Raw genomic sequence first — 24,982 nt, 5'->3', positions numbered from 1 at the left:
TCAGCTTTTTTTGCTTTATAGCAAACAAGAATCATCGGCATCATTGCAAGATTAATGGAAGGTAAGGAAACAATAAGCTGAACTAGAGGAGGGGAAATGGTTTGCAGGCACAGCAGCATGTTCACATCCGGGCAAAATGGCTGCCATTTGGCATCGCCTTGCTCTTCTTGATCGGTTTCTGCGGAATCGCGATCAAAGTTTGGGAAGCAGGGGCATGGATTCAAGCTTTCGATGAGCATGTGATTACGTTCGTGCGAAAGCTGGAAGGCCCATCGATGACAGCAGCTATGAAAGGGATCACGCATGTAGGGGATAGTTGGCCCGTTGTAGGCATCGGTGCTATTGTGTTAGTCGTGCTTACGCTGCTCCGTTACCGTATGGAGCTGCTCTTTTTTATCGTTGTGAACGGCGGGTCGGCTTGGCTTAATTCGATTCTCAAACAGCTGTTTCAACGCGCGCGTCCTGTAGGGGATCGGCTCGTCGAGGCTGGCGGCTACAGTTTTCCAAGCGGGCATTCGATGGCGGCATTCACGCTGTATGGCGTCACGGGTTATTTGTTATGGAAGCATATGAAGCATAGAGGCTCCCGTACGTTGTTGGCGGTTGTGGGCACCTTGCTCGTTGTTATGATCGGCCTCAGCCGGATTTATGTAGGCGTCCACTACCCGAGTGACGTGGCAGGGGCGTACATGGCAAGCGGCGCTTGGCTATGTGCCGCAATCGGCTTTTTCCGGCTGCGGCAAGCCTATTTGGGACGTTAACTAATAGACAAATTTTCGCTGCGCCCAGTAGCTGAGAACGAATAGGATGCTTTCGGTAAGCAGTTTTGCTGGCAGTAGAGCGATCGATAGACGGTCGTGCAGCATGTAGAGCAGGCCATAATTAAGGGCGAGAATGAGCAATACGAGTGAAAAATAACGGGGCAGCGAGCGCTGCACCTTCGATTGGGCGCCATCGCCTTCGGCAAAGACAAATTTTCGATTCATCGAGTAATTGATAATTGAACTGGTTAGCCGCGCCGCAACGACCGATAGCAATAGGCTGGAAGTGAGTAAATGCACGAGAAACAGAAGCAAGTAGTCCACGAGTGCAGCGAATAGCGATGAGCAGCTGAATTTTACAATCGGCATATAGACGCTCATCGAATCGGCAACCGGCCGAAAATGGGACGATTTGTTATCATCGAGATATACCGTGTCAATCGGGATTTCAAGCAAATGATAGCCTTCGGGCTGCGCTTCCAGCAGCATGTTCATCTCGTACTCGAAACGATCGCCAGGGATGCGGCATAACCAATCCAGCATGTCGGGCGAGAAGCCCCGCAAGCCAGTTTGCGTGTCATGGAGCGACGTGCCGGTCGTAAAGCTGTACACCATGCGTGTAGCGCTATTGCCGAACCGGCTGCGCAGCGGCACCTTGCCGGTAAAGCGCCTGCTGCCTAACACGATTTGGCGGGGATGCTTCTCGACTGCCTCAGCGATCCGCATAATATCTTCGGGCAGATGCTGGCCATCGCTGTCTGCGCATATAATAGACGCTCGTTGCCCGGTCTCGAGCATATATTGAAAGCCGGTTTTCAGGGCACGGCCTTTGCCCAGATTAATGGCGTGGGTAAGCACTTTACAGCCATACTCGGCCGTTTTCTCGAAAATATGGCGATAGCGCTCCCCGCTCCCATCATCTACTACAACGATATCATGGTTGCCAGTTGCTTTAAGCTGAACGATCAGCTCAAGCAGGCGGTTATCTGGTTCATAGGATGGAATAAGTATAGTCATGTTTTGTCGCCTCCTGACGGTTTAAGCTCCCACATAAATAATGTCGCTCACGCCTCGTTCTTTTTCCCTGCCTTGCGGATTGTTCACGACTTTCCCCATAAAGTACATCGTTGAAGAGCCGCCGCCGTCCAGATTGTAAGCTTCCGTGCAGCCCAAATCCTTGAACAACTGTGCGAATTCAGCTAGTGTCATCCCTTTGCTCTCCGAACTGCGTCCGTCAACGACGACGAGCACGTAATGGTTAGGGCTAATCATGCCAATGCCCGTGCGGGGGTTCGCCCCTTGGATGGAGTGGTTGCCGAAGTTGGTGTCGATCTCGACATGGCTGAAATCACTTGGTATTGTGCCTTCTTTGAGCAAGATCGGGCCGAAGGAAAACGTGTTCGTTACGCCTTGTCTTACTAGCTCTGAGGAGCTTATTTGGCTTTCGTCGTATGACAGCATCGTGCCGTCCTTGAATAAGGCAAGCCCATCCCGGGCAGGCTCGTCCCGAAACACGGTGCCGTTACGGATAACGACCCCGTCGCTGCGGAAGCCGTAATAGTCGCCATTAATGGCGAGAATAGCATTGTTGTTGGTTGCAATCGTCGATGTGTTTTCGGTAATATTGCGGCCGAACGCATTTTTGGCTAACGCGGTTTGCAGGGTTGCACCGTCGCGCAGCGTTACGTCAGCCACGTAATACGTGATTTGATCCTCTCCGGAGCCTTTTATTGCTTGATCCACATGGATAGAAACATCGTCGCTCTCGTAGTTCGCATCATCATATTTCGCATTGGCTGCGGCTGTTGCAGATTGGGTAGCGGAAGTGGAATTGGGCGCGTCCAACTGCACCTCCACATGCTCAATGAGATAGCGGTCGGCTAGCTTATACAGCACGGATCCGATGATTAGAACGGCAACGAAGGCGGCACTAAGCCAAATTTTCTTTTTACGGGTAAACTTCTTCAATGACATGACCTCGCTTCAACATCGTAATGATGAAGCTATTGTCGCATCGATGCCTGAATGGGGCTTGAAGCTGTGCTGAACGCGGGCTGAAAATGGTTGGCGGGGGGATGCGAGAGAAGGCGAGGGGACGTGTGGGAGGTAGAAGTGGCAGTAGAAGTGGCAGGCGAATCCGAAATTGTGGTGTCGGTTGTGGGGTGGACTAATCTAACGGACCGTGGGGCCGTTATTAAGCTCAAAAACGACAGTTTGTTATTCTAACGGACCCCAGGGCCGTTATTTGGCTTCAAACCTATCGAAAAGGGGCAAAAGAACGCAAATAGCGTCTCTGGAGTCCGTTAGCTTTAAAAAAGTAGCTTTTTACTCGAAATAAGGGCTCTCCGGTCCGTTAGCGCGTCAACCTCCCTCCGTTACTCTTTACCGTGTGCGCATCATCGTACCGTTGGCTGTCCGCACCTAATCATGCCAAACAAAAAAAGCCGCCCGAGCTCGCAGCGGGACTGCTGCCTGTCTCACAAACAGGTTCAGTCACGCCGATGCTCTGGCGGCTTTTCATCTTTAACGTTACTCTTCGGTTTTAATATCGAACCACAACGGATCGTCGCAATCTTCCTCGCCATTGTAGTTGATGATGATTTCATCGCCAGCATCAGTGCCTGAATTGAGCTTGAAGCTGTGCTGAACGCGGGCTGAAAATGCTGGGTGGAGGAGCGAGGCAAGAGGCAGGGAAACTAAATGGCTTTGTCAATCGTTGGGAGTGTGGTGGCTGCAGAGAGAGAGAGAGAAGTGCTTTTGTGAGAGGGGCTTGAATCCGATTAAAAAGAAGATGGTCATCGGCGGGGGATTGATCTGTGCCGTACTAGCAATTGCGTTGGTAAGCTACATGCTTATAAATGATGGGCCTCATTACACGGAGAACGATTATTTTGGGAAGATGGGGATTGAGAGCCACGCTTCATATGAGGAATTTATAGCTCGTTTTGGTACACCTTTAAGTGTGGATCGAGATAGAGATGCAATTACCGTTCGAACTAACAGAGGGGTGACCGGCTATTTTCAACACGGAACTTCGTTATCTTGTGTCTTCATAACATCACCAGATTACCGATTCGGGAAGGAGAAGGTAGGAGTTGGCAGCACTCTGCATGATGTGAAGGTGGCGTATGCAGAACAACAGCAAATTACAGACAACCCGTCGAATGAAATTGGGTTTATTGATGGATATAGGCAAGGCGATTTTGATCACAACTATTCGATTCCATGGGTTACCTATGCGTTTGATGAGAATGAAGTGATTACGAAAGTTTCAATAACAAGCGCGGGCATGTGAGGAGCAGTGGGATGAGGAAAGGTTTGTTTTTTTTAGCCATTTTATTAGTGATTTCGGTTATTACAGTAGCTCTAATTGTAGGGAAGCAAGAAGGCATTAGCATCACGGTCCATAATAATCTCGATCAGAGTTTGATAAACTTGAAGATTGAATACCCGAACGGTTCTATTATTGCTGAAGTAGCAGCGATCTCGAAAATGAAGTTACAACTATATCCCAAGTATTTTGGAGAAGGTTCCATTAAACTTCAATATGAAGCACAAGGTGTGGAGCAAAATGAAATGATATTTGGTTATATTGAAGAAGGATTCAGCGGCAAAGCGGTGGTCACGATAAATTCGATCAAACCTAATGGACAATTAGAGGTGCTCGTCCAGGAGGACTAATCTAACGGACCGTAGGGCCGTTATTAGGCTCAAAAACGGCAGTTTGTTTTTCTAACGGACCCCAGGGCCGTTATTTGGCTTCAAACCTATCGAAAAGGGGCAAAAGAACGCAAATAGCGTCTCTGGAGTCCGTTAGCTTTAAAAAAGTAGCTTTTTACTCGAAATAAGGGCTCTACGGTCCGTTAGCGCGTCAACACTTACTCTTCACCGTGGGCGCCATCGTACCATTGGTCGTCCGCACCCCATCATGCCAAACAAAAAAGCCGCCCGAGCTCGTTGCTCAGGCGGCTTATTCGTTCTAGCTGTTTTCTTCGGTTTTAATGTCGAACCACAGCGGATCGTCGCAATCTTCCTCGCCATTGTAGTTAATCAAAATCTCATCGCCAGCTTTGATATCGGTGTACGCATAAAAATCGACGGTGAGGTTCTCGAAATTTAATTGGTATGTAGCGTTCGGCGTGTACGAGTGATTGAGCAGGCTGGCATAGCCCAACAGGAGTGCTGTATGGTTAGCGCCATATTGGAACACATAGTCAGCTAATATCGTTTTCTCAACGTGTTCATGCTCTTCATTAAGATACGGAATGACTGGCGCTACATGGAACAAGGTATCTTTGGCTATATCACAGGTTGCAAAAACCCCTCGATTCAATTCTTCTCCATCATTCAATTTCGATGCTTTTACTTCAATCATGGTCGTCTCCTATGCCCTGTGGCTTCTATAGAATATCTCCATGTATTATCTATGAGTGGTGAGTGGTTTGTCAAAAGACCCACTAATTTGCGTTCGCACAGTGAGGAATAGTCAGGTAAAATAAAAATCGAGCGCCCCTTTCGGGACGCTCTTTCATGGGAGATGAGACAGAGTTATTGGGGTATAAGTGGGGATGCCGCGCCGTATATGGGTTTTATTAGTTCAAATAATGGTCTAAATCGGGTGAATTGGGTGGACATTTGACGATTGGGTGGACAATTGGTGGACAAATTATTGCTATTGATTAATGTCGTCAAATACAGCCGCAGCAGCTTGATCCACGCTCTCGAAGATGTGTCCATAAATTTCTAACATTTTGATGTTAGAGTGTCCTAGTCGTTTAGCAATAGCCTCCGAATGCACTTTCTTAAAGATCATCCAAGAAGCTGAAGTATGCCTAAGATCATGGAGCCGGATCGGCTTGAGATTGTATCGCCGGTAGAATTCAATCCATTTCTTCGTAAACCGCCCAGGTTCATAAGGTTTCCCGTTGGGATGACAGAATACGTATGAGTAACGCCCGTCTTCCCATTGCTCTTCTAATTCCTTTAATTCCTCCATTCGATTGTCGTGTAACAACTTGAGTTCGGAGATCAATGTTTCGGATAGAGCGATCCTGCGGGCCTTCTTGTTCTTCGGAAGTTTAATAATGGGCGCCCCATCTTTAAATTTCGGGATGGTGGGGGAAACCTCTAGATACCTTGCTTCGAAGTTTATTCGAGACCATTCTAACCCGGCAATTTCACCTCGGCGCATTCCTGTAGTAATTGCTAATATAATTAGTGCTCTCGTTTGAATTGGTTCAAACTCAAGAGCATCAAACAAGAGCTTTATTTCCTTCTCGTCGTACACTTCCATTTTTTTTACGTCATCCTCTTTAGGTTTCTTTACGCCCTCCATAGGATTTTCCTCGATTACTTTCCATTCCACTGCTTTATCGAAAATACTCTTGAGCACTCGATAGTTATAGACAAGGGTAGCCGATCCCAAAGGCCCTTTTCCGTCTAATCGCGCATTTGGACCGCGTAAAGAATCCATAAAAGCAAGAATATGCATCGTTGTGATGTGATCCATTTGCATATGTCCGAAGTAAGGCAGGATTCTTGCATTAAGGTGAAATAAATAGCTATCAATCGTTTTTTCTTCAAGCTCGATCAGTACGAAATTCTTTTTCCATTCCTCAATAAAATTAGAAAAACTCATTCTTCCTGGGGCGATATAAACGCCTGTTTCGACCTTTATTTTGAATTTGGTTAATTCAGTGTTCAGATGATCCTCTAGGCGCTTAGGAGCGCGTAATAGGGAAGGATCGGTTACTTTATAAGTTTTGGTCTTTTGAATCCTCTTCCCCTTGGCATCATAACCAAGCTCAACTACAAACAACCACGAATTCTCCCCACGCTGACGTTTACTAGCCATATGAGCGTCCTCCTATTTGAATCCTAGACGAGTTTTACCAATCATATTGAAAGCGGAAGTTCCGTTGCAGAATGTATTCCATATCAATTAATCGAACTTGTAGAAAATCAATATCTGATTTTGATTGAGACATGTGCATCTTACCTAAGAATTCTGAGACATCGGGCATATGCACTCCAATCGTATTAGACTCGCAGGAATGCTGCACAAGTGCAACAGCTGGAACAGGCAGTGAAATAGTATCAAGACCGTGCAAAAAGAACGCTGAATGATTGAGGAGCTTCTGTACGTTTATGTAAAGCGTTGCATCCCAATCATCCGGGTACACCTTAAAGTGCAGGAAGGATGGCATACTATCCTGCATGACAATGATGGTGCGGTCATCAATTTGAATCTCCCGATTAGCCAGGGGCATCGGTTCCGGGGCAACCAATATTTTTTGACAGTGTAGTTCATTTCTAAGTTGATTAATTCGGCCAAGTATCTGCCTGATTCGACGCTCGACGAGCTTGAAAGGAAGCATGAATGACTCAGCCAATATTTTAAGAAAATTCGATTGGCTTGCATAGGGTGTAAATTCTTCTAGAAGGTAAGCCGGCATAGAAGCGTATAGCTGAAAAGCCTCTGCTTGGGTTTCTTGCAGTTGACGGAAGAGGGGGGGCATGAGTGGGTCGTCCTGCCGCCCAACATGTCTTAGAGGGTGACACAGCTCGTGAAAGAAGTGTTCGCGGAGTTCTTCAACTGGCAACTCATTATTTAGAAACAAGAAGCTATATTCACCATCTTGCCATTCAGCAAATGACGGTCCTTTATATGTTCGAACTTCTACATCGTAGATGGTAGCTAATCGTTCAATCTGCAAGTCAGCCGCGCAAGAGATACCTGCCGCTCGATACTTTTCGTTGATCCAGCGTTCTAATTCGGTTTCTCGATACATCGAAAGATCAAAACTCATGGTGTCCTCCTGTTGTGTTTAAGAACGTATGTTCTATTTTATGTTGAAAAGAAAACCCCAATGGGGTTTAACGTGTTGTTCGATATTTGTCTTTCTGTCTATTTAATTTTCTCATGGCGTCTATCGCGGCTTTGGCAGCAGCTCGTGCTACCTCCAGTTCATCTTCTGAATATTTATCTGACCCGCCTAAGAAAACTCCGTCTGCATTGGATTTATAGTCAGCGTGTTCAATGATACTTTGTACTTGCTTAACAAGCTCAATATATTTTTGAGCTAACTCGTCGGCATTTCTAAATTTGGAGTTTCCTATGAGGTAATCGACAGATACCCCAAAAGTATTCGCAAGCTTTTGAGCTGAATCAAAGTCAGGTTCGCGTTTTCCACTTTCCCAATTCGCGTATGTAGATCGCGCACAACCAATTTCATTAGCGACATCTTCTTGTGTAAAGTCATTGAGAATGCGCTCTTTTTCTAAATTTGCTAACTTCATTTATTTTACCTCAAACTCTGACGGGGGTTCATTTTACTTGTTATTTATTTTGTTGCTTCTTGACTTTACGAAATGCTTCAATCGCGGCTTTAGCAGCAGCTCGCGCGATCTCCAATTCTTCCTCTGAATATTTGTCCGAACCTCCGAAGAAGGCACGACCAACACCTGTCTCAAAGTCAGCAACTTGTTCAGAAATTACTTGCATTTTTTTTGCATTATCAGCTGCATCGAGCAACTGTTTAGATAAATCCTTCTCTTGGTTATCCGTTCTACCCATTAAGTAATCAACGGAGACCATAAATATATCAGCAATTCTTTCAAATGTATCAATATCAGGCTTTCTAGTTTCGTTTTCATATCCGGAGATGGTGGATTCGGCTAGATTAAGTTTTTGCCCTAAAACCTTAGCGGTCATTTTATAATCTTTTCTCAATTGTTTGATACGTTGTCCATACAAGGTATACACCTCCCCTGAGGAATAATTATACCTTTGCACTTCGCAGAATGAAAACAAATTCCACTAAACTTTGCAAAACGCGTTGACACTTTGCGTAATGCGTAGTATATTTTGTATCTATAAACGCATAACGCGAAGTTGGAGGTGCCGTTGAGGTGGATAATATATTGAAGCAGTCACGCTTGTCAGTTGGTTTAAGTTTAGAAGTAGCTGCAAGAAAGCTAAGTATTCCAGCTGGATACCTGTCTCAAATTGAAAATGGACATAGACAAGTTAGCGCTGATCGAGCTGAAGACATTGCTCAATTATATGGCAAGAAAAAGGAAGAAATTTTTTTGCCTACTCGCTACGCGATACGCGAAGTTTTAACTACTCATGGTGCGTAGTTGAGAGAGGGGGAACTGTATTGAGACAAGGATTAGAGTTGTTTCGCCATCTGATTACTCATGTGACGAATCCTCACGTTTCAGAAGCCGAAAAACTAATGATGATTGCATCATACATTGCGAATAATTCACAATCATTCGCTGATGAAGTGGCGGCAGGGATCGAAGCATTAGAAGAAATCACAGAAATCGCTACAAAAGCTTTAGGAAAAACGACTCAAGAATAATTATCGAGCTAATCACAAGAGAAAGGGTGAAATCAATGAACCGCCAAACTTTGAACGTGCAAGAAACTGCCGATTTAATTGGCGTATCCAGTTGGCTGATTTACGACATGGTTCGACGGAAGGAGATACCGGCGATCCGCGTTAGGAATAGAATATTTTTCCGTGTTGAAACTCTGAATAAGTGGATGGCTGAGAAGGAAGTGGAAGCGGTTGAAGAAGTAGCTTTGTAAAGGGAGCGAGATTCAGGTGGTTATGATGAGGTTTTGTGTTTAGAAGTTCGCCCAGTAGTCGGGGGATCGAAGGCTGGGCGAATGTTGGGGATCATTCGAAGATGGCTTGCGAGGTATTCTCGTGGAACGGTATGCGCTTAGCTTACAACAAGATTAATATTCTGTCTGTTCCAATTTGGAACATATGGGAGGGGGTGAGGAGCCTTGAAGCTTGGTGCTATCATGCAGGCTTGCCGTGAACGAGCAAATTTAAGCCAAGAAGAATTGGCCGCAAAACTGAATACTTCTCGAAGCAGTATTAGCAAGATCGAGAATGATCGAGTATCATTCGATGTCCAAATGTTGTTGAAATGGGCAGAGGTCACAAGTGCAAAAGAAGTTGTTGTCGCTTTTCTATATGGAATGGAAGGTCTGTCCATAGTCCAATCAATGCGCGGAGTCGCATAAGGGAGCGTGAAGTAGTGATTGATACATGGTGGTGGCAGGCTATCGGGGCGGCATTGTTCCTTGGGGTGCTTGTTACGGGATTCTTATTGCTTTTCGAAATTAAGAAAGTAGATGTTTCAGAGCATGAAAAAAGCCCAGCTGGGAACTGGACTTCTGGTAAATCTGTTAAAACACTATATACGAATTATAGCATTAATCGACAAAATCAGCAACGGAGGAAAATGTTATGAGCAAACAAATGTTCGTAATATCCATTTATAAATGTGAGATTTGCCAGGAGGTCTATGGGATCGATTCAGAAGTCACCGAGGAGCCAGCTTGTCCTTATTGCGGACAAACCTATTCCGACCATCTGGCAGATAGAGATATTTCGCTGTAACAGCGACGACAAGGGGATTTGCCTTTGTCGTTGGCTGCTCGATCTAGCCGCTTGGTTGTTCGAGCTGCCAACGATGCAGGTGAGTGCATCATAATTACATATGACTAGGAGTGACAGGCAATGAGCAAAAAAGAACTGCAAAACGAAATTCTGCGCCAATTGGCAGAGGCAGGCTATACCTATCAAGATGCCCGCAAACTGCTATTGGAAACGGCTGCGTCTATGGAGACACTGGCGATGGGGACCAAGATAGAAGTGGCTTAGCCGGCTGGTTGAATCTTATGAGAAGGGAAGTGAGGCGGTGGCTTGGATAGAAAGTCATCAGGAGCTTGCTCGGCATCGTAAAACCAAGCGTTTCGCTCGCAGGCTAGGCATTGGCATACCGACAGCATTAGGCCATTTACATTTACTGTGGTATTGGGTTTGGGACTATGCCAAGGATGGCAGGCTTGACAAGTATGATGCCGAGGATATAGCCGATGGGGCATTGTGGGAGGGGGAGCCGGAGCCGTTCTTGCAAGCCTTAATTGATTCCGGCTGGATTGACAATCCCGATGAGGGACAAATCATGGTGCATGATTGGGAGCAACATGGCGGACGGTTGTTGAAAAAAATGGCAGATGATGCAGCAAGGAAGAAAAATGGTCGTCGTAAGGATGTCAAACCTTCGGGCGAAGGAATAAATACGGAATTCCCTGATTCGGGCACACTCGATCCGCAGGATGTCCAACGGACATCCATTGGACACGGTGCAGACTTCCATGTGATGGACGGAAATAATCCACCGGACGGCGCTCGTAACCAAACCAAACCTTACCTAACCATACCTAACCAAACCGAACCATACCAAACAGTAGTAGGAGACATACCGCCTTCGGCGGCTGCCCCGGCGGCTGAATTTAATCCTTTCCGGTTGTTTGAACAGGAAGGATTCGGAACTCTAACACCAATTATCGTCGAACAGATAAACGACCTTGTGAATGATTTCGGCGAAAGATGGGTGAATGAGGCGATGAAAGCAGCTCGTATATCGGGCAAACGAAATCTTCGGTATGTGGCGGGCATCCTTGAACGTTATAAGAGCAGTGGCATTGATGAACCTTGGACCGTTAAACCGACACAACAAGGTCGAGGGAAGAATGGACAATTTCAGAAAAAGCCTCAAATCGAAATTGTGCAAGAGGGGAATTCTGATGTGTCATTCGACAAAGTATACTCAGGTCTTGTCTCTGCATTCAAGTTAACACATAATCGCTTGCCGACTAACGCAGAATGTGCGGAAATCCGGCGAAAGGCTGAAGAGGCAATGAACTTATCTCTTGCAAATTAGGAGGGACCGCATTTGCTCGCTAGTCGTCAGAGTATTTATCTGGCTTGTGAGGATATGAACTTTGTCTGGGATGAACAGGAGATAATCCAGTTCGAACAGCTATGGGAAGCAGGCTGTGGGTTGTTTGATATTGCAGATAAGCTCCAACGAGATCCTGACGAAGTGGCATTACTAGTAATCGATCGTAGAAGACAGCGAAGAATAAAACCGCGTAAAGGCGGTATCTGGGGAGCGGAATATATTGCGTGCCGGAAGTATCTTGAAGGTCGGGAAGCAGGCTGTAAACCTTGCAAATGAGTCAGAGGAAGCATACGCACATCAGTTAATTGCAGCAGTCAGAGCTATGCGAGAGCTAAAGCCTGGAGAGGAAGCCATGTTATCTATAGATGACGATACATTCGTGATTAGCAAAGCATCGAATGAAGATATCGCCCGCATCGGATGCGGATACCTCTGTTTCGATTGAGGTCAAGGGGAGGAGCAAGGCATGAGTGAGTATGAAGCAAAGTTTAATTTGATTAAGAAAGTTATTTTCAATTGTTCCGCTTTGGAAATTGATGTTATAGCACTTACTACGGATAATCGCTTCGCAGGCCTACAAAATGGACAGCTCATGGATTATGTCGTATCACCATACTGCAACGCAGCGTACACATGGAGCAGCTCGCAGGGGAGCATTATGGTTCGCGGGCAACTAGACAATATACCGGATGATTATCAATTTGTAGATGATGTCATTGGCGGTCAACTGGAGTTGGCCATTTAATGAGCTGGGCTGAAGCTTCGCGATGGGAACTGTATGTCGTTGCCTACCTAGATGGACAAGCTCCTATTGGGTACCGGATAGCGGCGGCCGGGGAACTGAAGCGTAGGAATCGTGAACGAAATAAATTGTTAAACCATTCATAAGCAGTGCAATCATATCTATTATTCAGTCTAAAACGACCGGAAAACTTAATATAAGGAGGAGGATTTGGAGTGCAGACGGCGAGCAACGTGGTTCAAGTAGATGAAGAAATTGAAGTCGAAATCATAGCCGGTAAGTTTCGTTGGAAGGATCGGCTGGATTTGGTGAATATCTTAGCTGGAGAATGTGCGGACAATGGCAATAGGTTTGAGCCAGCATTTCGGAGTGTTAGGCTTTCTGAATACGCCTATTATGCGTCCAAGATGCCCGCTAAGCAAAAAGCAAAGTTGAAACGAGAGGTGCTTCAACAGGCAAAGGACATTCGGCATCTCCGTGATTCCGCGAACATTGGGGATGTTGTACGAGTGCCGAAGCTGAACAAGCATCCCCTGCTTAATTGTTATGTACGAGATGGTCTGAAGCTTGTCGAGGCTGTCATTATTGATAAAACTATGGTTTCCCAAACGCATCGTTACACAGTTAAGAGGATTACGGATGGCGAGGAACAGACCGGGAATGGTCATATGATCAAGTCGATTGTTACGAGATCGAGCGATGTATCTGGATAGGCGGTATACATGATGAAAACCGACGAAGTAAACGAAATTTGGGATATGTTATCAGGGTTGAATTACGATGAGCGTAGGGCTGTGTTATCGCGATTATTTGGTCACTATGAATATGACATCAAGTATGATCGGGATGGGAAATCCGACGAAGCGGAGCGTTTTTTTGTGGCTTTGAAAACTACGATTTCCCAAGTAACAAAATGAATATTGAGGAACTTGGGAAGGAGACCAAAATATTTGAGAGTATTGGTTGCTTGTGAAGAAAGTCAGGCTGTGACAGTAGAATTTAGAAAATTTGGGCATGAAGCATACAGCTGCGATATTCAACCATGTAGTGGTGGGCATCCAGAATGGCATATCCAACAGGATGCTACGATTATACTAAAGGATTATTGGGATATGATTATTGCATTCCCGCCTTGTACGTATTTAACAAATGCAGGAGCAGTGCGATTGCGGGTTAAAGGCGAAATACAAGAGGACAGACTATGCAAAGCGCGTGAAGCAAGAGAATTTTTTATGAAGTTCTACAATACGGAATGCACTATGGTTGCTATTGAGAATCCTCTGCCTGGTAAAATACACGAGCTGCCTGCATATACACAAATAATTGAGCCGTATATGTTTGGTGATCCATGGAAGAAAAGAACGTGCTTATGGTTACGAGGACTTGAACCATTGGAACCTACAAACATTGTAAAGCCTAAAGGTCTTTGGGTAGGAAGCACAAGTTCGAGACGTGATGCTCAAATATATAGCAAGTATGAGTTGTCATCAAATAGAGACGCAAAAATCCGTTCAAAAACATTCCCTGGAATTGCAGCTGCAATGGCAGCTCAATGGGGAACAGATTATGAATATAGACAATTAAGGTTGTTTGTGTGACGGACAGTTTGAATAATGAAGAACATGGGAGGCAGAGCATGAACCCGCGAGCTATGCAATTAATAGAATTCGCTCTTCAACCGCTTATCGGATCGAGTAGAGGCATTCAGAATGTAGAGTTGATTGTCTCGCCTGAATCGGAACTTGCGAAATGCTCTAGTCTTATGACGCGTTTTGGAGAACTGGAGGTGAGAGCAGGAGAGTATGTTCCTAAAGGTTTTTCATACATTATCGGCAAGCCGAATCTTGGAATCCCACGGGTGTTTTCGTGGGTTGTACGAAAGCAAACAGTTATTAAAGATAGAGCAATATAAATAAAGCCCCCGCGACTTGTTGGGGAACAGAATCGGGGGCTTTCGACATTGTTCTTGCTCATCCAGATTATAGCACATCTTGTGTGAAAGGGTGAGGGGATAATGGCCTTGGCAGTGGAATGGTATGAGGGTCAAATGGAATTATTTCCGCTTGCGACACCGGACGAGATTAAGGCAGCAAAATCGATTTTGTCCAGGTACCGGCGAATGCAGGCAGTCGTCGATGACATTGATCGGAACGGGCTAGATGGACTTGCTCCAAAAGCGTTAGCAATTTATAATGCTTACAAACTTAAGCTTCATCGGACCGACCGTGCAATTAGACTGATAGCTGATGACGACATTAGACGCATGATTGAGTTTCGCTATATTAAGGGTCAATCTCATAGCGTAACGATTGGGAGGTTTAATCTCTGGCACCGTTCGACGGTTGATCGAAAGATTAATCGGGGGATCGAAGCGGTAGCTAACACGTTATCAATGTGGGAATGAAGAAGAAAATGCGCCTAGTCAGCGCTTAAACATCGTCAAAAATGAGACTAGTTCAGAGGTACAGTGGAATCACAAAGAGCATTAAGCTCGGGTGATACCTACTGTACCTTTATCATATGTAGGACTCGGCCATGCGGTGGGTTAATTGACCTTAGGCGTTTATCGCCAAACGTGTGGAGATGAGGCGGGGTTGGAAACCCCTATACAAGGTGACTTGTCCCTTGTTCAGTTGACCGGCTATTTTCCGATCCGCCGAACAAGGGATAACGGGGGCGCTTAGGCGTCTTCTTTTTATTTTCAGAGAAAAAAATAAATCCCGAGGGATGCTTTCCCACGGGATAAAGATTATTTTACAACATAAACCAATAATTAGCAATGGGGTGGTGGTCATGTGAACTTCGTACAGCCGATACGTGATCCCGTTATTATTGAAGGAATAAAATCCTATTATAGAAACCGTTCAATGCGGGACTATTTGTTTTTTTGCTTCGGCATTTACAGCGGATTGCGTGTGAGTGATTTATGTAGGCTGCAAGCTGGCATGGTACGTGACAGCCACGTTAACATGAGGGAGAAAAAGAATAAACACCGGAAGAGGTTTATCATTCATCCATCCATTAGAGAAGACCTTGACCGGTACATTGCAACCATGAAGGATACTGATTTCTTATTTCCAAGCAGACAGAGGAAGAAGAAATCAAGGATGCGTTTTCAGCCTTTCGACCGAAGTACGGCGTATAAGATGCTCAACAAAGCAGCAAAGCAATTTGGGCTTCATGAGATAGGCTGCCATACCATGCGCAAAACATGGGGTTATCAGCTGTACATTCAAGATCCTCGCAATCTAGCGTTACTAATGGAGATGTATGGGCATAGCGATCCGGCAGTTACTTTGCGCTATATTGGCTTTACGCAAGACATGATGGACGCTGCAATTATCCGTTTGAGTAACCCACAAATTGCAACAAGTCGCACTCATTATCTATAGGCTGGATGAACCCAATAATTACAAGCCTTTTGAGATATCAGCGAGTGCAACAGAATATTCATTATGGTTCACTCAACAACCAGATATTAGTAGAAGAAGAGCCGATTCGACAAGCTTTGGCCAGTGGAGGAAGTGAGCATTCGGCGTTCCCAATGAAGAAAAAACGTGAAAACAAACACGAATAGCGTGAAGGTGGGTGAACTGAGGTGTCGAGAGAGCGAAGTCCCTTGCGAAAGAAGGCGCTGAAACTATGGCTGGACAGCAATCGATCGCTCAAGCCCGCTGCAATTGCAAGTGCGCTCGGCATAACAAATGAGCAAGTAAGGAAATGGAAAAGCGTTGATCGCTGGGAAGACCTGCCGCAAGGCCCACGCAAGCGAGGTGGGCAGCAGGGTAATAGAAATGCGAAGGGAAATAAAGGCGGCGGCGCTCCAAAGCGAAACGAAAACGCCATAAAGCATGGCGACTATGCAACGATCTGGGACGACACGCTAGAATCGCTTGAACGAGAATTGTTCTTCGAAGTTGATACAGACCCGGTCGGGCAAATTAATAATGAGATTCGATTCCTCGAAATTCGTGAGCGGCGGATGCTGCTTCTTCGAGCAAAAGTCTTGGATGGTTGGGACGCAAGCGAGCAAATCAGTAAGACCCAGCTTCTTGATGAAAATGAATCGGAAGTGACGTTGATCGAGCAGGACGGCAAAGTAACTGCGATGAGCGTGAAGCAACCGAAGTTTGGAGAAGTCGAGCGCATCACGAAAACGCCGCAGCAGCTTGAACGCATTCTATCTATTGAGGAAGCGCTGACCCGCGTGCAAGACAAGAAGACCAAGCTGATCGATATGAAGACAAAGCTGACCATGAAGGTATTGAGCGAGCAGGAAGCCGCGCTTCGGATCAAGAAGGCGCAGCTGGAGATTAAAAATATGGAAGAGCAGGCGTGGTAACATGGCAAAGCATTCGATTCTTCATTCTTTCTACACATCAAGCAAGTGGCGCAATCTGCGGTTGAACTTGATTCTGGAGCGCGGTCATAGATGCCAGCGCTGCGGTGATGATATCTTTCGACCCATTGATATTATTGGGCATCACATCATAGAGCTGACGCCGGAGAACGTCCACGACTACAACATCAGTCTTAACCCATCTAACATCGAACTAATTTGTTACGACTGCCATAACAAGGAACATAAGCGGTTCGGATACCAGGCGAGTAAAGAGGTATATCTAGTATATGGCCCGCCATTCGCAGGTAAGGCTGAATTGGTTCGGCAGCGGCTACATCGCGGCGACTTAGTTGTTGATATTGATAGGCTGTATGAGGCGGTATCTGGTCTACCTTACTACGACAAACCGGATATTCTATTCAGCAATGTGATGGGCGTGCATGCCGTCCTACTAGACAATATTCGAACGAGATATGGCAAATGGGGAACTGCTTGGATATTAGGGGGGTATGCGGATAAGTTCAAACGCGATCGAGTGGCTGAGGACCTAGGCGCTGAGCTGGTGTATTGTGAGCTGAGTCGAGAGGAATGTATAGCGAGGTTGTTCGAGGACACGGACAGACGAAACCGCAAAGTAGAATGGATGGGCTACATTGACAAGTGGTTTGAGCAATACCGGCCGTAGAGCAATAGATCATTTATGTATTAGGAGGAAAGTCCTTACTTTTGTCGAAACAGTATTGATATAGGGGGGACTAAAATGTCGGAAGATGCTTTAACTATGTTAATTGAAGAGGTTAGTGCAAGGTCCAGAGGGCTTTCCAAAATGGCTGTTAAAAACTATAGAAATAACCTTATATTAAAGGTGACAACTATATTATTAGGAAGCATAGTAACAGGAGTGTTAGCTCTATCTCCTGGCGACAATGGTAAGAACATAGCGATCGTAATAACTTCTGTAATAACAGTGGTAACATCAATTGATACTTTAATTAACTATCAGGCTAGGTATACAGACCAACTAGAATTTAGTAAAAAAATGTTTCAGTTACTTAGGGATATGAGATTTTATGCTATCTCCCGACAACCATCAGAGTATAAACTAACTGAAATTGAAGAGTTTAAAGATAGATACCTACACATGGAGAATGAGTTTAATATTGCACGTGCTAAAGGAACTAAAGAACAAAATGGTACTAAACCTAACTGAGGCCCCCCCGGGCCTCTTTTCTCTTGATGAAAGGCTACTACCGTATAGGAGACTCTTTTTTTTTGCACGGCTAAAATTTTGAAATCGGTCAGGAGGAAAAATCCATTGGAAAAAAGGGAAGTGTACGAGCGAGAACATGTGAAACTCCAAGAGATATTCACCGATGTCGATCCCTCCAAGAGCAAACTGGTTGAAGGGTTGATCGAAGAGGCCGCGTTCCTTCGTGCTGAAAATGGGGTTCTTCGCAAGACGCTTGTTAAAACAGGTATGGTTAAGATACATCCCAGTCTGCCGGAGTTGCAAAAGCCGGTCGAGGCAGCACGTCAATACCTGAAAAACCTTAATTCTTATGCGGTCGTCATCAAAACGCTAAACGGAATTTTACAGAAGAATGAGCCGGATTATGACGATGAACTGGATGATTTCGAATGAGCAATTTGCTTGAATATATGGAGAAGTGTCGATCAGGGGAAATACTGGTCGGGCAAGAACTGCTTCAGATGTTCGATATTCTCGATCGGCTGCTCGAAGATCCCGACATACGGTTCGAAACAGAAGAAGCGGACAAGCGAATCAAGTTTATCGAAACACGTTGTAAACATTATGAAGCGCCATTCTCGGGAAAACCTTTCATTCTTATGCTGTTCCAGAAAGCGTTCATTGAGGCGATCTATTCGTTCAAGATTTATGATGAAGAGGTTGGCCGGTGGGTTCGCTTGTTCCAGGACGTGCTGTACTTGGTAGGCCGGAAGAATGGCAAGACGCCGCTTGTTAGTGCAATAAACCTTGCCGACTTCTTTTGTGGGCCGCTTGGCATTAAAATCCTTTGCTCAAGCAATGACTATGAGCAGGCTGATTTGATGTTCCAAGCAATTAACGCCATGCGGGAAGAGAGCCCCGCGCTTGAACGAGTGACACGGGTTACCATAAAGGGGATTTTCTTCGGAAATCGGAAGAGGGTAACGCGCAAAGGGAAGTTCAGCTTCAAGAACAAAGGCAGCATTCGAAAAATCTCGGCGAAGACTGGTGCGAAGGAAGGCCGGAACATTGGTGTAGGTTCCGTGGATGAAGTCCACGAGATGAAGGACAATACTTCGGTCATGCCAATCCGACAGGCTCTATCCACTCAGGATGAGCCTCTTTATTTTGAGCTGACAACGGAGGGCTTCACGAATGATGGCTATTTGGATGGGCGGATGAAGGAGGCTCGACAAGTCTTGTCTGGCGAGCTGGAGCGCCCACGATGGCTGATTTGGCTTTATACGCAAGATAGCGAGCGAGAGGTTTGGCAGAACGAGAAAACATGGAGCAAGAGTAACCCAGGACTTGGCACAATCAAGAAGTGGAGCTTCCTTCGGCGCATGATCGATGAAGCACGGTCCAATCAGGAGATGCGTTCATTTGTTCTAGCCAAGGACTTCAACATAAAACAGAACAATGCAGCTGCTTGGCTTACGGAAGAGGACATCGCTAGCGAGGATACCTTCGAGATTGAAGATTTCCGCAATGCGTTTGCGATAGGCGGAGTAGACTTGTCGAAGTCAGGTGACCTAGCATCGGCGCGAGTGCTGCTCATAAAGGATGGGAAGAAGTACACGCTTCAGCATTACTTTATTCCTGAGTCCAAAATACCGACGCTGTCATCAGAGGACAAAAAGAAATTCACGGAATGGTTAGCCAAAGACCTTATCACCGTCTCAGACGGGAATGAGAATGACTTCCGACATGTAACAGCCTGGTTCGTTAAGCTGTTTAAAGAGTACGGCATCCGATGCTTCAAGGTTGGCTATGACAAATGGTCTGCTGTTTACTGGGTGAAGGAGATGGAAGAGTACGGCTTCGAGATGGTGCGAATTAGTCAGGACTGGGGCAGCTTGAGTGAACCAATGAAACTGGTAAAAACGGACCTTCAAAGCAAGCTAATCAACTACTGCCTGCATCCGATTGATCGTTGGTGCCTAGAGAATACAGCGAGGGAAATGAACGGCAAGATGGAGATTCGACCGGTCAAAATCCAAGGCAAGGATGACAAGAAGATTGACGGCACGCTAACGATCATCTTTTGTTATCGCGTCTACATGGATAATCGGACTGAGTTTCTACAACTCGTAAACGGATCGAGGTGATATAAGAAATGGCATTCATGGACAACTTCAAAGGACTGTTCTGGCGGGGAAAGACCGCAGCACATGCCAAGATGTTAAACGGGTACCTTCCCATCTTTAGTCAGTTTGGTCATGACATTTACGCTTCCGACGTCGTGAATAACTGTGTCAATGCGATTGCAACGGAAATCAGCAAGTTGCAACCACGACATATTCGAACCGACAGCAATGGAATGCAGACGACACCGATTGGGCCACTGAATCGGCTCTTCAAATTCGCGCCGAATCCGCTCATGACGACTCGCGAGTTTTTGGAAAAGATCGTTTGGCTGCTTTACAAGAACGAGAACGCTTTTGTATTCCCTATATATGACGCCGTTTATGATGCTACCGGGCTGGAGAAGCGGGTTTATCGGGCGATGTACCCACTCAATCCGACACGCGTTGAATTCCTCAACGAAGAGGGAACTGGCATGCTGCTAATTAAGCTATATTTTCAGTCAGGTGCAGACTTCACGCTGTTGTATTCGGACATTATTCACGTTCGTAAGCGATTTAGCTTGAACGATATTATGGGTGGGGATGCCAACGGCCAGCCGGACAATGCTGCACTCCTGAAAGTATTGCAAATAAACGACGCGCTTTTGCAGGGGCTTGAAAAGGGCGTCAAGCTCAGCATGTCCGTTCGAGGAATCCTCAAAATAAATACCATGACGGATACCGAAGGACAACAGAACGAACGGAAGCGACTTGAGAAGGCCATTGAAGATGGAAAGTCCGGCATTATTGCAATGGACATGAAGGGCGACTATACGCCATTGGCACTCGATCCGAAGATGATCGATAAGGACACGCTTGATTTTCTCGACAGCAAAATCTTGCGTTGGTTTGGCGTGTCACTTCCGATCATCACCGGCGATTACAACGACGATCAGTACCAGGCATTCTATGAGAAGGTGCTGGAGCCCATTGTCATTGGCTTCGGCCAAGCCTTCAGCAAGACCATCTTCACCACACGGGAGCTGGATGTCGGTAACGAGGTCGTCTTCTACGGCAAGGATATGATGTATTTGTCGACAAACGCCAAGCTGAACCTGCTAAAGACGGCCGGCGAACAAGGATTGTTAACGGACAACCAGAAACTAGCAATCATCGGGTACCCGCCAATCGAGGGCGGTGATCGGCGTACACAATCATTGAATTACGTCGATACGAGATTGGTCAACGCCTACCAGATGGCGGGCAAGAATACGACAGCCAAAGGAGAGGATGAAAATGGCGGATAAGCATAGGCTTCCGGCAGGTGCAGAGCTTCGAAGCTACGGCATGTTAAACATGCGAGCTGTCGAAGAGGGCACGTTTATCGAAGGGCATGCTGGTGTGTATGATCAGCAAACCAAAATCGGTGATTGGTTCTATGAAGTCATTGAGCGAGGGGCATTCAACGGCTGCAATTTCGATGACGTGCTCTTCTGCACAAATCACGACTTGCAGAAGATTCCGCTTGCGAGGAGCCGTCGCAACAATGGAAATTCAACCATGCAATTGCGCGTGGATGACATTGGTTTGCAAATCCGAGCGAGTCTCGACATCGAGAACAACTCGGAATCGAAAGCGTTATATAGTGCAGTGACGCGAGGGGACATCGACGGGATGTCCTTTATTTTTTTTATCGGCGAGGAAGTTTGGGAAAACCTCGATACCAAGATGCCGACCCGTCGAATCAAGAAGATCAGCCGCGTTATGGAAGTCAGCGCCGTCAATTTCCCAGCTTATGCGGGAACTGACATAAATGCTCGTGACCAAACGGCGTTGGATAACGCCAAGTCGGCATTGGAGAATGCTCGGTCGCAGTTGGATAACTCGAACAGCGAGCTTGAACTATTGCGTCTCAAAAATCAAATTCTATCGAAGGGTTAAGGTGAACTCACATGAAGAAGAAACTTAAAGCAATGCTCACCAAGAAAGAAGCACGGAAGGCTGAATTAGTTACACGGTCAGTTGCTGCAACAGAAGTTGCGGAGCTGCGCAGTATCAATGCTGAGCTTGAGACATTGAATGCCGAAATTGCCGAGATGCGCAGCATGATCGACGCGCTGCCGGACGATCAAGAAGAAGAGCATCGCGGCAATCCGGCCTTTTTCCCGAATGCCACGGGCATTCCTGGCGGACTTCCACAACCGGATCAACGCGCACAGCAAATGCACGCAAACGTGATGGCTGCCTACAACATGGGCGGTACACCACAGGCGCAACAGCGTAACCAGCAGCCAGAAGATCCATATGCGACGCCAGAATACCGCAGCGCCTTCATGGCGTTCGCGAAAACAGGCGAGATCAAGCCGGAGCTTAGGGCGAACGCGGTCACGACGACTAGCGACGTTTCCGCTATCATTCCGACGACGATCCTCAATGAAGTCATCAAGAAAATTACCGTTTACGGACAAGTATTCTCCCGTATCCGCAGGCTGAACGTCAAGGGCGGTGTTGATGTGCCTATCCTGTCGCTGAAGCCGGTTGCCACATGGATCGGGGAGACTACGCTATCTGACAAACAAAAGGTGCAGGCGAATTCGAAGGTATCGTTCTCTTATTATGGTCTAGAATGCAAGATTGCCATTTCGCTTCTAGCGGATACAGTCACGCTTGACGGATTTGAGACGTTGATTACGGACCTAATCGTCGAAGCAATGATCAAGGCAATTGATTTGGCGGTTGTAAAAGGGGACGGCAACGGCAAGCCACTTGGTATCGTGAATGATCCTCGCGTACCGGCTGCACAGGTCGTCACCATGTCCCCCGCACAATTTGCAACATGGGAAGAGTGGGCAAAGAAGGTGTTGGCGAAGATGCCGCTTGCCTATAAGGCGGGCGCAACTTTCTTAATGGCTTCCGGTACTTTCGAAGGCTATATCAACGGTATGACGGATGATGTCGGTCAGCCGATCGGTCGAATCAACTATGGCATTACGGATGGACCACAGGAGCGATTCGCCGGTAAAGAAGTCATTCAGGTTGAAGATGACGTAATCACTCCATTTGCAGATGCTGCAACAGGTGATATCGTCGCGATCTACTGCAACCTGAAAAACTACGGCTTCAACTCGAACCTTCAGATGACCATGTTCCGCTATCTCGATCATGATACGAATGAATACATCGATAAAGCGATCCTGATTGCGGACGGCAAGCTGATCGATCCGAACGGCGTCGTCATCATTAAGAAAGGCCCAGCAAGCTAATAACAGGGGGCATAGCTCCCTTTAAGAAAGGAATGGTCAAAATGGCTAGAAAGCAAGTAAAACAGGTTCCTGATGCAGAACTGTTAAATGACGATGGCGAAAAGGTTGTTTTTTTCAAGGCAACTATGCCGCTGAATGAAGAAGAACACGCTGGATTGGCGGAGAAGATTAGACAGGAGCAGGAGCATAGCGGCCTGAAGATCGTCCTCGTTCCGTACAGCGTTGATTTGATTATCGCGAACGCACCGGCTGCAGAAGCGGGAGAGCCGCATGCAGGAGATGACCCATCTGTAGGGGACCCGCCAGCGGGTGACGGACAAGCTGCCGCTGAAGGCGATGAGTAACGATCAGCTTGAAGCCGTAAAGGGCTACTTACGGATTGATTTCGACGATGATGATGTAATTATCGACGGTTTTATATCTGCTGCTAAGCAGTATCTGATTAACGCAGGCGTCCCCGATCAGCCAGATAACGAGCTATATAAGCTCGTCGTCAATATGATGGTGTCCATGTTCTACGAGAATCGAAACGTGGCTGATAAAGACATGAAACTTCCTACTGTCGTGATGAATTTCATCACGCAGCTGAGTGTGCGGGTGGTGTAGTCATGGACGCAGGCACACTCAAGCATGCGGTTGAGGTTTGGGGCATGGTGAAAGTAATGAACGAGCTGAACGAAGTGGACTACCAGCCCGCCATAATCAAGAGAATCCGGTCGGAAATCGTGCCACAGACGGGCAACCTTCAAAAACAGCAAGGCGTTGAAACGGTTCTCAGCCAAGTTACACATAAGGTAAAGGTTCGCTACATGTCTGGCCGTTTCATTACGCCGGACATGTGGCTGATGTATCGCGGGCAGCGCTTCAATATTAGCTTCATCTTGAATCCGTACTTCCGGAATGAAAAGTTGGAGTTGTTTTGCGAAGAGGTGATCGAGTGAGCAGGGACGATTTCGACCTTCGCCAGCTAGATGCTTTTAGCGGACGCTTGATGGAGCTTGCACAGCGCCGGATGCCGAAGGAAACGCGCAAGTTCATTATGAAATCGGGCAACAAGCTTCGAAAGCTGACGGCTGCGAAGGCGAGGCAGCTAACGAAAAAAAAGACCGGGAATTATCGTAAAGGCATTAAGCGCGGGAAGGTCTATAAGTATCGAAACGAAGAAACCGCCATTCGGGTATACGATGCCTCGCCGCATGCGCACCTGCTCGAATACGGTCATCGGCAAGTAACGAAAAGCGGGCGCGAAGTTAGCTTCGTTCGGGGCTACCGGGTATTCGAGCAGGCGCGCCGTGCCTTTGAACAAGAGTTTATAGAAGATTGCGAAGCGTTCATTGACGAAATGATTGAAGAGGGGCTGCGGTAGATGATCAAGCTGAAGCAGATCGCTAAGGCGATTAACGACAAGTTGGCAGTTGCCATGCCACATGCCCCTGTTCAAAGCACGGATATTAGTGAAGGATACAGCCGGCCGTGCCTGTATGTCGATTTTGAAGAAGTCGCAACGTCTGCGAGCGCGGCTATGCTTCGAGAACGCACGGTTCCGGTCGTAATCTATTATTTCCCTGCGGATCGCAATAAGAACAAGATCGAGCTGCTAGAAGCTCGTGAGACATTAGCAGAAGCCTTCCTCTCCGACATCGTCATCGAGGAAGGCTTTATTGTGTCCATCTACGATGTGGAAAGCGTTGTCGTGGATGGCGTGCTGCAAGTGTCCTTCGATATCCTCACGGTCGAAATAAACAAGCCAACGGACGATGGCACGCCGGAAATGATGGAATTAAACATGAAGCTAGGAGAGTGA

At 46.5% G+C, this 24,982-nt stretch carries 39 protein-coding genes; 32 read left to right on the top strand and 7 right to left on the bottom strand.

All coding sequences use genetic code 11. The features are described from left to right. Positions 1-101: 101 nt before the first annotated feature. A complete protein-coding gene (locus GON22_RS00965) occupies positions 102-761 on the top strand; it encodes a phosphatase PAP2 family protein (protein WP_160394254.1) in 660 nt (219 codons plus the stop codon). Here the strand turns inward: GON22_RS00965 and GON22_RS00960 are convergent, their stop codons facing one another. Together GON22_RS00960 and GON22_RS00955 are read right to left on the bottom strand one after the other, a co-directional pair. Beyond that, positions 762-1,778 (bottom strand): bifunctional glycosyltransferase family 2/GtrA family protein, encoded by a 1,017-nt coding sequence (locus GON22_RS00960; protein WP_160394253.1) that lies wholly within the window; start codon positions 1,776-1,778, stop codon positions 762-764. Positions 1,779-1,799: 21 nt separating this feature from the next. Beyond that, entirely contained in the window at positions 1,800-2,735 is a 936-nt protein-coding gene (locus GON22_RS00955; RefSeq protein WP_160394252.1) for a phosphodiester glycosidase family protein, read from the bottom strand. Between the two features lie 123 nt (positions 2,736-2,858). Between GON22_RS00955 and GON22_RS26375 the strand changes: the two genes are divergently transcribed. The 3 genes from GON22_RS26375 to GON22_RS00945 all read left to right on the top strand — a co-directional run bounded on the left by GON22_RS26375 (position 2,859) and on the right by GON22_RS00945 (position 4,442). Continuing rightward, positions 2,859-2,987: a hypothetical protein gene (locus GON22_RS26375; protein WP_272898756.1), complete on the top strand. Its 129-nt coding sequence runs from the start codon at positions 2,859-2,861 to the stop codon at positions 2,985-2,987. A 544-nt stretch (positions 2,988-3,531) separates the two neighbouring features. After that, positions 3,532-4,056, top strand: coding sequence for a hypothetical protein (locus tag GON22_RS00950; protein ID WP_160394251.1), 525 nt, complete (start codon positions 3,532-3,534; stop codon positions 4,054-4,056). A gap of 11 nt (positions 4,057-4,067) precedes the next feature. After that, a complete protein-coding gene (locus GON22_RS00945; protein ID WP_160394250.1) occupies positions 4,068-4,442 on the top strand; it encodes a hypothetical protein in 375 nt (124 codons plus the stop codon). A 298-nt stretch (positions 4,443-4,740) separates the two neighbouring features. On the opposite strand, the gene GON22_RS00940 is transcribed toward GON22_RS00945, so the two are convergent. From GON22_RS00940 to GON22_RS00920, 5 genes are all read right to left on the bottom strand, one after another. Next, on the bottom strand, positions 4,741-5,136 hold the full coding sequence (locus tag GON22_RS00940; protein WP_160394249.1) for an SET domain-containing protein: 396 nt from the start codon (positions 5,134-5,136) through the stop codon (positions 4,741-4,743). Between the two features lie 297 nt (positions 5,137-5,433). Beyond that, a complete protein-coding gene (locus GON22_RS00935) occupies positions 5,434-6,615 on the bottom strand; it encodes a site-specific integrase (RefSeq protein WP_160394248.1) in 1,182 nt (393 codons plus the stop codon). Between the two features lie 34 nt (positions 6,616-6,649). Continuing rightward, positions 6,650-7,570: an ImmA/IrrE family metallo-endopeptidase gene (locus GON22_RS00930; RefSeq protein WP_160394247.1), complete on the bottom strand. Its 921-nt coding sequence runs from the start codon at positions 7,568-7,570 to the stop codon at positions 6,650-6,652. A gap of 67 nt (positions 7,571-7,637) precedes the next feature. Next, the gene (locus tag GON22_RS00925) at positions 7,638-8,060 is read right to left on the bottom strand and encodes a helix-turn-helix domain-containing protein (RefSeq protein ID WP_160394246.1); all 423 of its coding nucleotides are present in this window, start codon (positions 8,058-8,060) and stop codon (positions 7,638-7,640) included. 40 nt (positions 8,061-8,100) lie between these two features. Then, entirely contained in the window at positions 8,101-8,517 is a 417-nt protein-coding gene (locus GON22_RS00920; RefSeq protein WP_160394245.1) for a helix-turn-helix domain-containing protein, read from the bottom strand. A 155-nt stretch (positions 8,518-8,672) separates the two neighbouring features. On the opposite strand from GON22_RS00920, the gene GON22_RS00915 reads away from it, so the two are divergent. The 28 genes from GON22_RS00915 (at position 8,673) to GON22_RS00780 (ending at position 24,982) form a co-directional block, all read left to right on the top strand. Next, positions 8,673-8,903, top strand: a complete 231-nt coding sequence (locus GON22_RS00915; protein ID WP_336604248.1) for a helix-turn-helix domain-containing protein — start codon at positions 8,673-8,675, stop codon at positions 8,901-8,903. Between the two features lie 20 nt (positions 8,904-8,923). After that, the gene (locus tag GON22_RS00910) at positions 8,924-9,130 is read left to right on the top strand and encodes a hypothetical protein (protein WP_160394244.1); all 207 of its coding nucleotides are present in this window, start codon (positions 8,924-8,926) and stop codon (positions 9,128-9,130) included. Positions 9,131-9,165: 35 nt separating this feature from the next. Continuing rightward, on the top strand, positions 9,166-9,360 hold the full coding sequence (locus GON22_RS00905; protein WP_160394243.1) for a helix-turn-helix domain-containing protein: 195 nt from the start codon (positions 9,166-9,168) through the stop codon (positions 9,358-9,360). A 204-nt stretch (positions 9,361-9,564) separates the two neighbouring features. After that, entirely contained in the window at positions 9,565-9,807 is a 243-nt protein-coding gene (locus GON22_RS00900) for a helix-turn-helix domain-containing protein (RefSeq protein ID WP_237178919.1), read from the top strand. A 14-nt stretch (positions 9,808-9,821) separates the two neighbouring features. Beyond that, complete coding sequence (locus GON22_RS00895) at positions 9,822-10,037, top strand: hypothetical protein (RefSeq protein WP_160394242.1); 216 nt, start codon at positions 9,822-9,824, stop codon at positions 10,035-10,037. Positions 10,038-10,306: 269 nt separating this feature from the next. Then, a complete protein-coding gene (locus GON22_RS00890; RefSeq protein WP_160394241.1) occupies positions 10,307-10,450 on the top strand; it encodes a hypothetical protein in 144 nt (47 codons plus the stop codon). Positions 10,451-10,487: 37 nt separating this feature from the next. After that, a complete protein-coding gene (locus tag GON22_RS26500) occupies positions 10,488-11,516 on the top strand; it encodes a DnaD domain protein (protein ID WP_160394240.1) in 1,029 nt (342 codons plus the stop codon). Between the two features lie 241 nt (positions 11,517-11,757). Continuing rightward, a complete protein-coding gene (locus GON22_RS00880; RefSeq protein ID WP_160394239.1) occupies positions 11,758-11,982 on the top strand; it encodes a hypothetical protein in 225 nt (74 codons plus the stop codon). Positions 11,983-12,003: 21 nt separating this feature from the next. After that, on the top strand, positions 12,004-12,282 hold the full coding sequence (locus tag GON22_RS00875; protein WP_160394238.1) for a hypothetical protein: 279 nt from the start codon (positions 12,004-12,006) through the stop codon (positions 12,280-12,282). 212 nt (positions 12,283-12,494) lie between these two features. Further along, positions 12,495-12,992: a hypothetical protein gene (locus tag GON22_RS00870; RefSeq protein ID WP_160394237.1), complete on the top strand. Its 498-nt coding sequence runs from the start codon at positions 12,495-12,497 to the stop codon at positions 12,990-12,992. Between the two features lie 12 nt (positions 12,993-13,004). Continuing rightward, positions 13,005-13,196, top strand: coding sequence for a hypothetical protein (locus GON22_RS00865; RefSeq protein ID WP_160394236.1), 192 nt, complete (start codon positions 13,005-13,007; stop codon positions 13,194-13,196). Between the two features lie 33 nt (positions 13,197-13,229). Next, positions 13,230-13,877 carry a DNA cytosine methyltransferase gene (locus GON22_RS00860; RefSeq protein WP_160394235.1) on the top strand — a complete coding sequence of 216 codons (648 nt, stop codon included), beginning with the start codon at positions 13,230-13,232 and terminating at the stop codon, positions 13,875-13,877. Between the two features lie 38 nt (positions 13,878-13,915). Further along, a complete protein-coding gene (locus tag GON22_RS00855; protein WP_160394234.1) occupies positions 13,916-14,191 on the top strand; it encodes a hypothetical protein in 276 nt (91 codons plus the stop codon). A 108-nt stretch (positions 14,192-14,299) separates the two neighbouring features. Beyond that, complete coding sequence (locus tag GON22_RS00850) at positions 14,300-14,683, top strand: hypothetical protein (protein ID WP_160394233.1); 384 nt, start codon at positions 14,300-14,302, stop codon at positions 14,681-14,683. A gap of 391 nt (positions 14,684-15,074) precedes the next feature. Continuing rightward, positions 15,075-15,671, top strand: coding sequence for a tyrosine-type recombinase/integrase (locus GON22_RS00845; protein ID WP_160394232.1), 597 nt, complete (start codon positions 15,075-15,077; stop codon positions 15,669-15,671). 206 nt (positions 15,672-15,877) lie between these two features. Continuing rightward, entirely contained in the window at positions 15,878-16,621 is a 744-nt protein-coding gene (terS, locus tag GON22_RS00840; RefSeq protein WP_160394231.1) for a phage terminase small subunit, read from the top strand. A gap of 1 nt (position 16,622) precedes the next feature. Continuing rightward, entirely contained in the window at positions 16,623-17,306 is a 684-nt protein-coding gene (locus GON22_RS00835) for an HNH endonuclease signature motif containing protein (RefSeq protein WP_160394230.1), read from the top strand. A 75-nt stretch (positions 17,307-17,381) separates the two neighbouring features. Then, positions 17,382-17,831: a hypothetical protein gene (locus GON22_RS00830; RefSeq protein WP_160394229.1), complete on the top strand. Its 450-nt coding sequence runs from the start codon at positions 17,382-17,384 to the stop codon at positions 17,829-17,831. A 105-nt stretch (positions 17,832-17,936) separates the two neighbouring features. After that, positions 17,937-18,263, top strand: a complete 327-nt coding sequence (locus GON22_RS00825; protein WP_160394228.1) for a hypothetical protein — start codon at positions 17,937-17,939, stop codon at positions 18,261-18,263. Then, positions 18,260-19,957 carry a terminase large subunit gene (locus tag GON22_RS00820; protein ID WP_160394227.1) on the top strand — a complete coding sequence of 566 codons (1,698 nt, stop codon included), beginning with the start codon at positions 18,260-18,262 and terminating at the stop codon, positions 19,955-19,957. Before GON22_RS00825 ends, GON22_RS00820 begins: the two co-directional genes overlap by 4 nt. A gap of 8 nt (positions 19,958-19,965) precedes the next feature. Beyond that, entirely contained in the window at positions 19,966-21,222 is a 1,257-nt protein-coding gene (locus tag GON22_RS00815; RefSeq protein WP_202113012.1) for a phage portal protein, read from the top strand. Next, the gene (locus GON22_RS00810; protein ID WP_160394226.1) at positions 21,212-21,856 is read left to right on the top strand and encodes an HK97 family phage prohead protease; all 645 of its coding nucleotides are present in this window, start codon (positions 21,212-21,214) and stop codon (positions 21,854-21,856) included. The genes GON22_RS00815 and GON22_RS00810 overlap by 11 nt, the downstream gene beginning before the upstream one ends. A gap of 11 nt (positions 21,857-21,867) precedes the next feature. Further along, positions 21,868-23,178, top strand: coding sequence for a phage major capsid protein (locus GON22_RS00805; protein ID WP_160394225.1), 1,311 nt, complete (start codon positions 21,868-21,870; stop codon positions 23,176-23,178). 41 nt (positions 23,179-23,219) lie between these two features. After that, positions 23,220-23,522, top strand: coding sequence for a hypothetical protein (locus GON22_RS25640; RefSeq protein ID WP_202113011.1), 303 nt, complete (start codon positions 23,220-23,222; stop codon positions 23,520-23,522). Continuing rightward, the gene (locus GON22_RS00795) at positions 23,488-23,784 is read left to right on the top strand and encodes a head-tail connector protein (protein ID WP_336604247.1); all 297 of its coding nucleotides are present in this window, start codon (positions 23,488-23,490) and stop codon (positions 23,782-23,784) included. Before GON22_RS25640 ends, GON22_RS00795 begins: the two co-directional genes overlap by 35 nt. A gap of 2 nt (positions 23,785-23,786) precedes the next feature. Continuing rightward, a complete protein-coding gene (locus GON22_RS00790) occupies positions 23,787-24,119 on the top strand; it encodes a phage head closure protein (RefSeq protein ID WP_160394224.1) in 333 nt (110 codons plus the stop codon). Next, the gene (locus GON22_RS00785) at positions 24,116-24,544 is read left to right on the top strand and encodes an HK97 gp10 family phage protein (protein ID WP_202113010.1); all 429 of its coding nucleotides are present in this window, start codon (positions 24,116-24,118) and stop codon (positions 24,542-24,544) included. The genes GON22_RS00790 and GON22_RS00785 overlap by 4 nt, the downstream gene beginning before the upstream one ends. Next, positions 24,545-24,982 (top strand): phage tail terminator family protein, encoded by a 438-nt coding sequence (locus GON22_RS00780; protein WP_160394223.1) that lies wholly within the window; start codon positions 24,545-24,547, stop codon positions 24,980-24,982. It begins immediately after the preceding gene.

The sequence above is a fragment of the Paenibacillus sp. MMS18-CY102 genome, assembly GCF_009789195.1.
GTDB lineage: Bacteria > Bacillota > Bacilli > Paenibacillales > Paenibacillaceae > Paenibacillus_T.
The sequence above is the reverse complement of the archived record's forward strand: the minus strand, read 5'-3'. Positions and strand labels throughout refer to the sequence as shown.

What these genes read in the sequence shown, in the direction of transcription:
- GON22_RS00960 (WP_160394253.1), bottom strand. Translation starts at nt 1,778, where the DNA reads ATGACTATACTTATTCCATCCTATGAACCAGATAACCGCCTGCTTGAG.
- GON22_RS00955 (WP_160394252.1), bottom strand. Translation starts at nt 2,735, where the DNA reads ATGTCATTGAAGAAGTTTACCCGTAAAAAGAAAATTTGGCTTAGTGCC.
- GON22_RS00945 (WP_160394250.1), top strand. Translation starts at nt 4,068, where the DNA reads ATGAGGAAAGGTTTGTTTTTTTTAGCCATTTTATTAGTGATTTCGGTT.
- GON22_RS00940 (WP_160394249.1), bottom strand. Translation starts at nt 5,136, where the DNA reads ATGATTGAAGTAAAAGCATCGAAATTGAATGATGGAGAAGAATTGAAT.
- GON22_RS00935 (WP_160394248.1), bottom strand. Translation starts at nt 6,615, where the DNA reads ATGGCTAGTAAACGTCAGCGTGGGGAGAATTCGTGGTTGTTTGTAGTT.
- GON22_RS00930 (WP_160394247.1), bottom strand. Translation starts at nt 7,570, where the DNA reads ATGAGTTTTGATCTTTCGATGTATCGAGAAACCGAATTAGAACGCTGG.
- GON22_RS00925 (WP_160394246.1), bottom strand. Translation starts at nt 8,060, where the DNA reads ATGAAGTTAGCAAATTTAGAAAAAGAGCGCATTCTCAATGACTTTACA.
- GON22_RS00905 (WP_160394243.1), top strand. Translation starts at nt 9,166, where the DNA reads ATGAACCGCCAAACTTTGAACGTGCAAGAAACTGCCGATTTAATTGGC.
- GON22_RS00890 (WP_160394241.1), top strand. Translation starts at nt 10,307, where the DNA reads ATGAGCAAAAAAGAACTGCAAAACGAAATTCTGCGCCAATTGGCAGAG.
- GON22_RS00875 (WP_160394238.1), top strand. Translation starts at nt 12,004, where the DNA reads ATGAGTGAGTATGAAGCAAAGTTTAATTTGATTAAGAAAGTTATTTTC.
- GON22_RS00865 (WP_160394236.1), top strand. Translation starts at nt 13,005, where the DNA reads ATGAAAACCGACGAAGTAAACGAAATTTGGGATATGTTATCAGGGTTG.
- GON22_RS00855 (WP_160394234.1), top strand. Translation starts at nt 13,916, where the DNA reads ATGAACCCGCGAGCTATGCAATTAATAGAATTCGCTCTTCAACCGCTT.
- GON22_RS00835 (WP_160394230.1), top strand. Translation starts at nt 16,623, where the DNA reads ATGGCAAAGCATTCGATTCTTCATTCTTTCTACACATCAAGCAAGTGG.
- GON22_RS00830 (WP_160394229.1), top strand. Translation starts at nt 17,382, where the DNA reads ATGTCGGAAGATGCTTTAACTATGTTAATTGAAGAGGTTAGTGCAAGG.
- GON22_RS00820 (WP_160394227.1), top strand. Translation starts at nt 18,260, where the DNA reads ATGAGCAATTTGCTTGAATATATGGAGAAGTGTCGATCAGGGGAAATA.
- GON22_RS00815 (WP_202113012.1), top strand. Translation starts at nt 19,966, where the DNA reads ATGGCATTCATGGACAACTTCAAAGGACTGTTCTGGCGGGGAAAGACC.
- GON22_RS00810 (WP_160394226.1), top strand. Translation starts at nt 21,212, where the DNA reads ATGGCGGATAAGCATAGGCTTCCGGCAGGTGCAGAGCTTCGAAGCTAC.
- GON22_RS00805 (WP_160394225.1), top strand. Translation starts at nt 21,868, where the DNA reads ATGAAGAAGAAACTTAAAGCAATGCTCACCAAGAAAGAAGCACGGAAG.
- GON22_RS25640 (WP_202113011.1), top strand. Translation starts at nt 23,220, where the DNA reads ATGGCTAGAAAGCAAGTAAAACAGGTTCCTGATGCAGAACTGTTAAAT.
- GON22_RS00790 (WP_160394224.1), top strand. Translation starts at nt 23,787, where the DNA reads ATGGACGCAGGCACACTCAAGCATGCGGTTGAGGTTTGGGGCATGGTG.
- GON22_RS00780 (WP_160394223.1), top strand. Translation starts at nt 24,545, where the DNA reads ATGATCAAGCTGAAGCAGATCGCTAAGGCGATTAACGACAAGTTGGCA.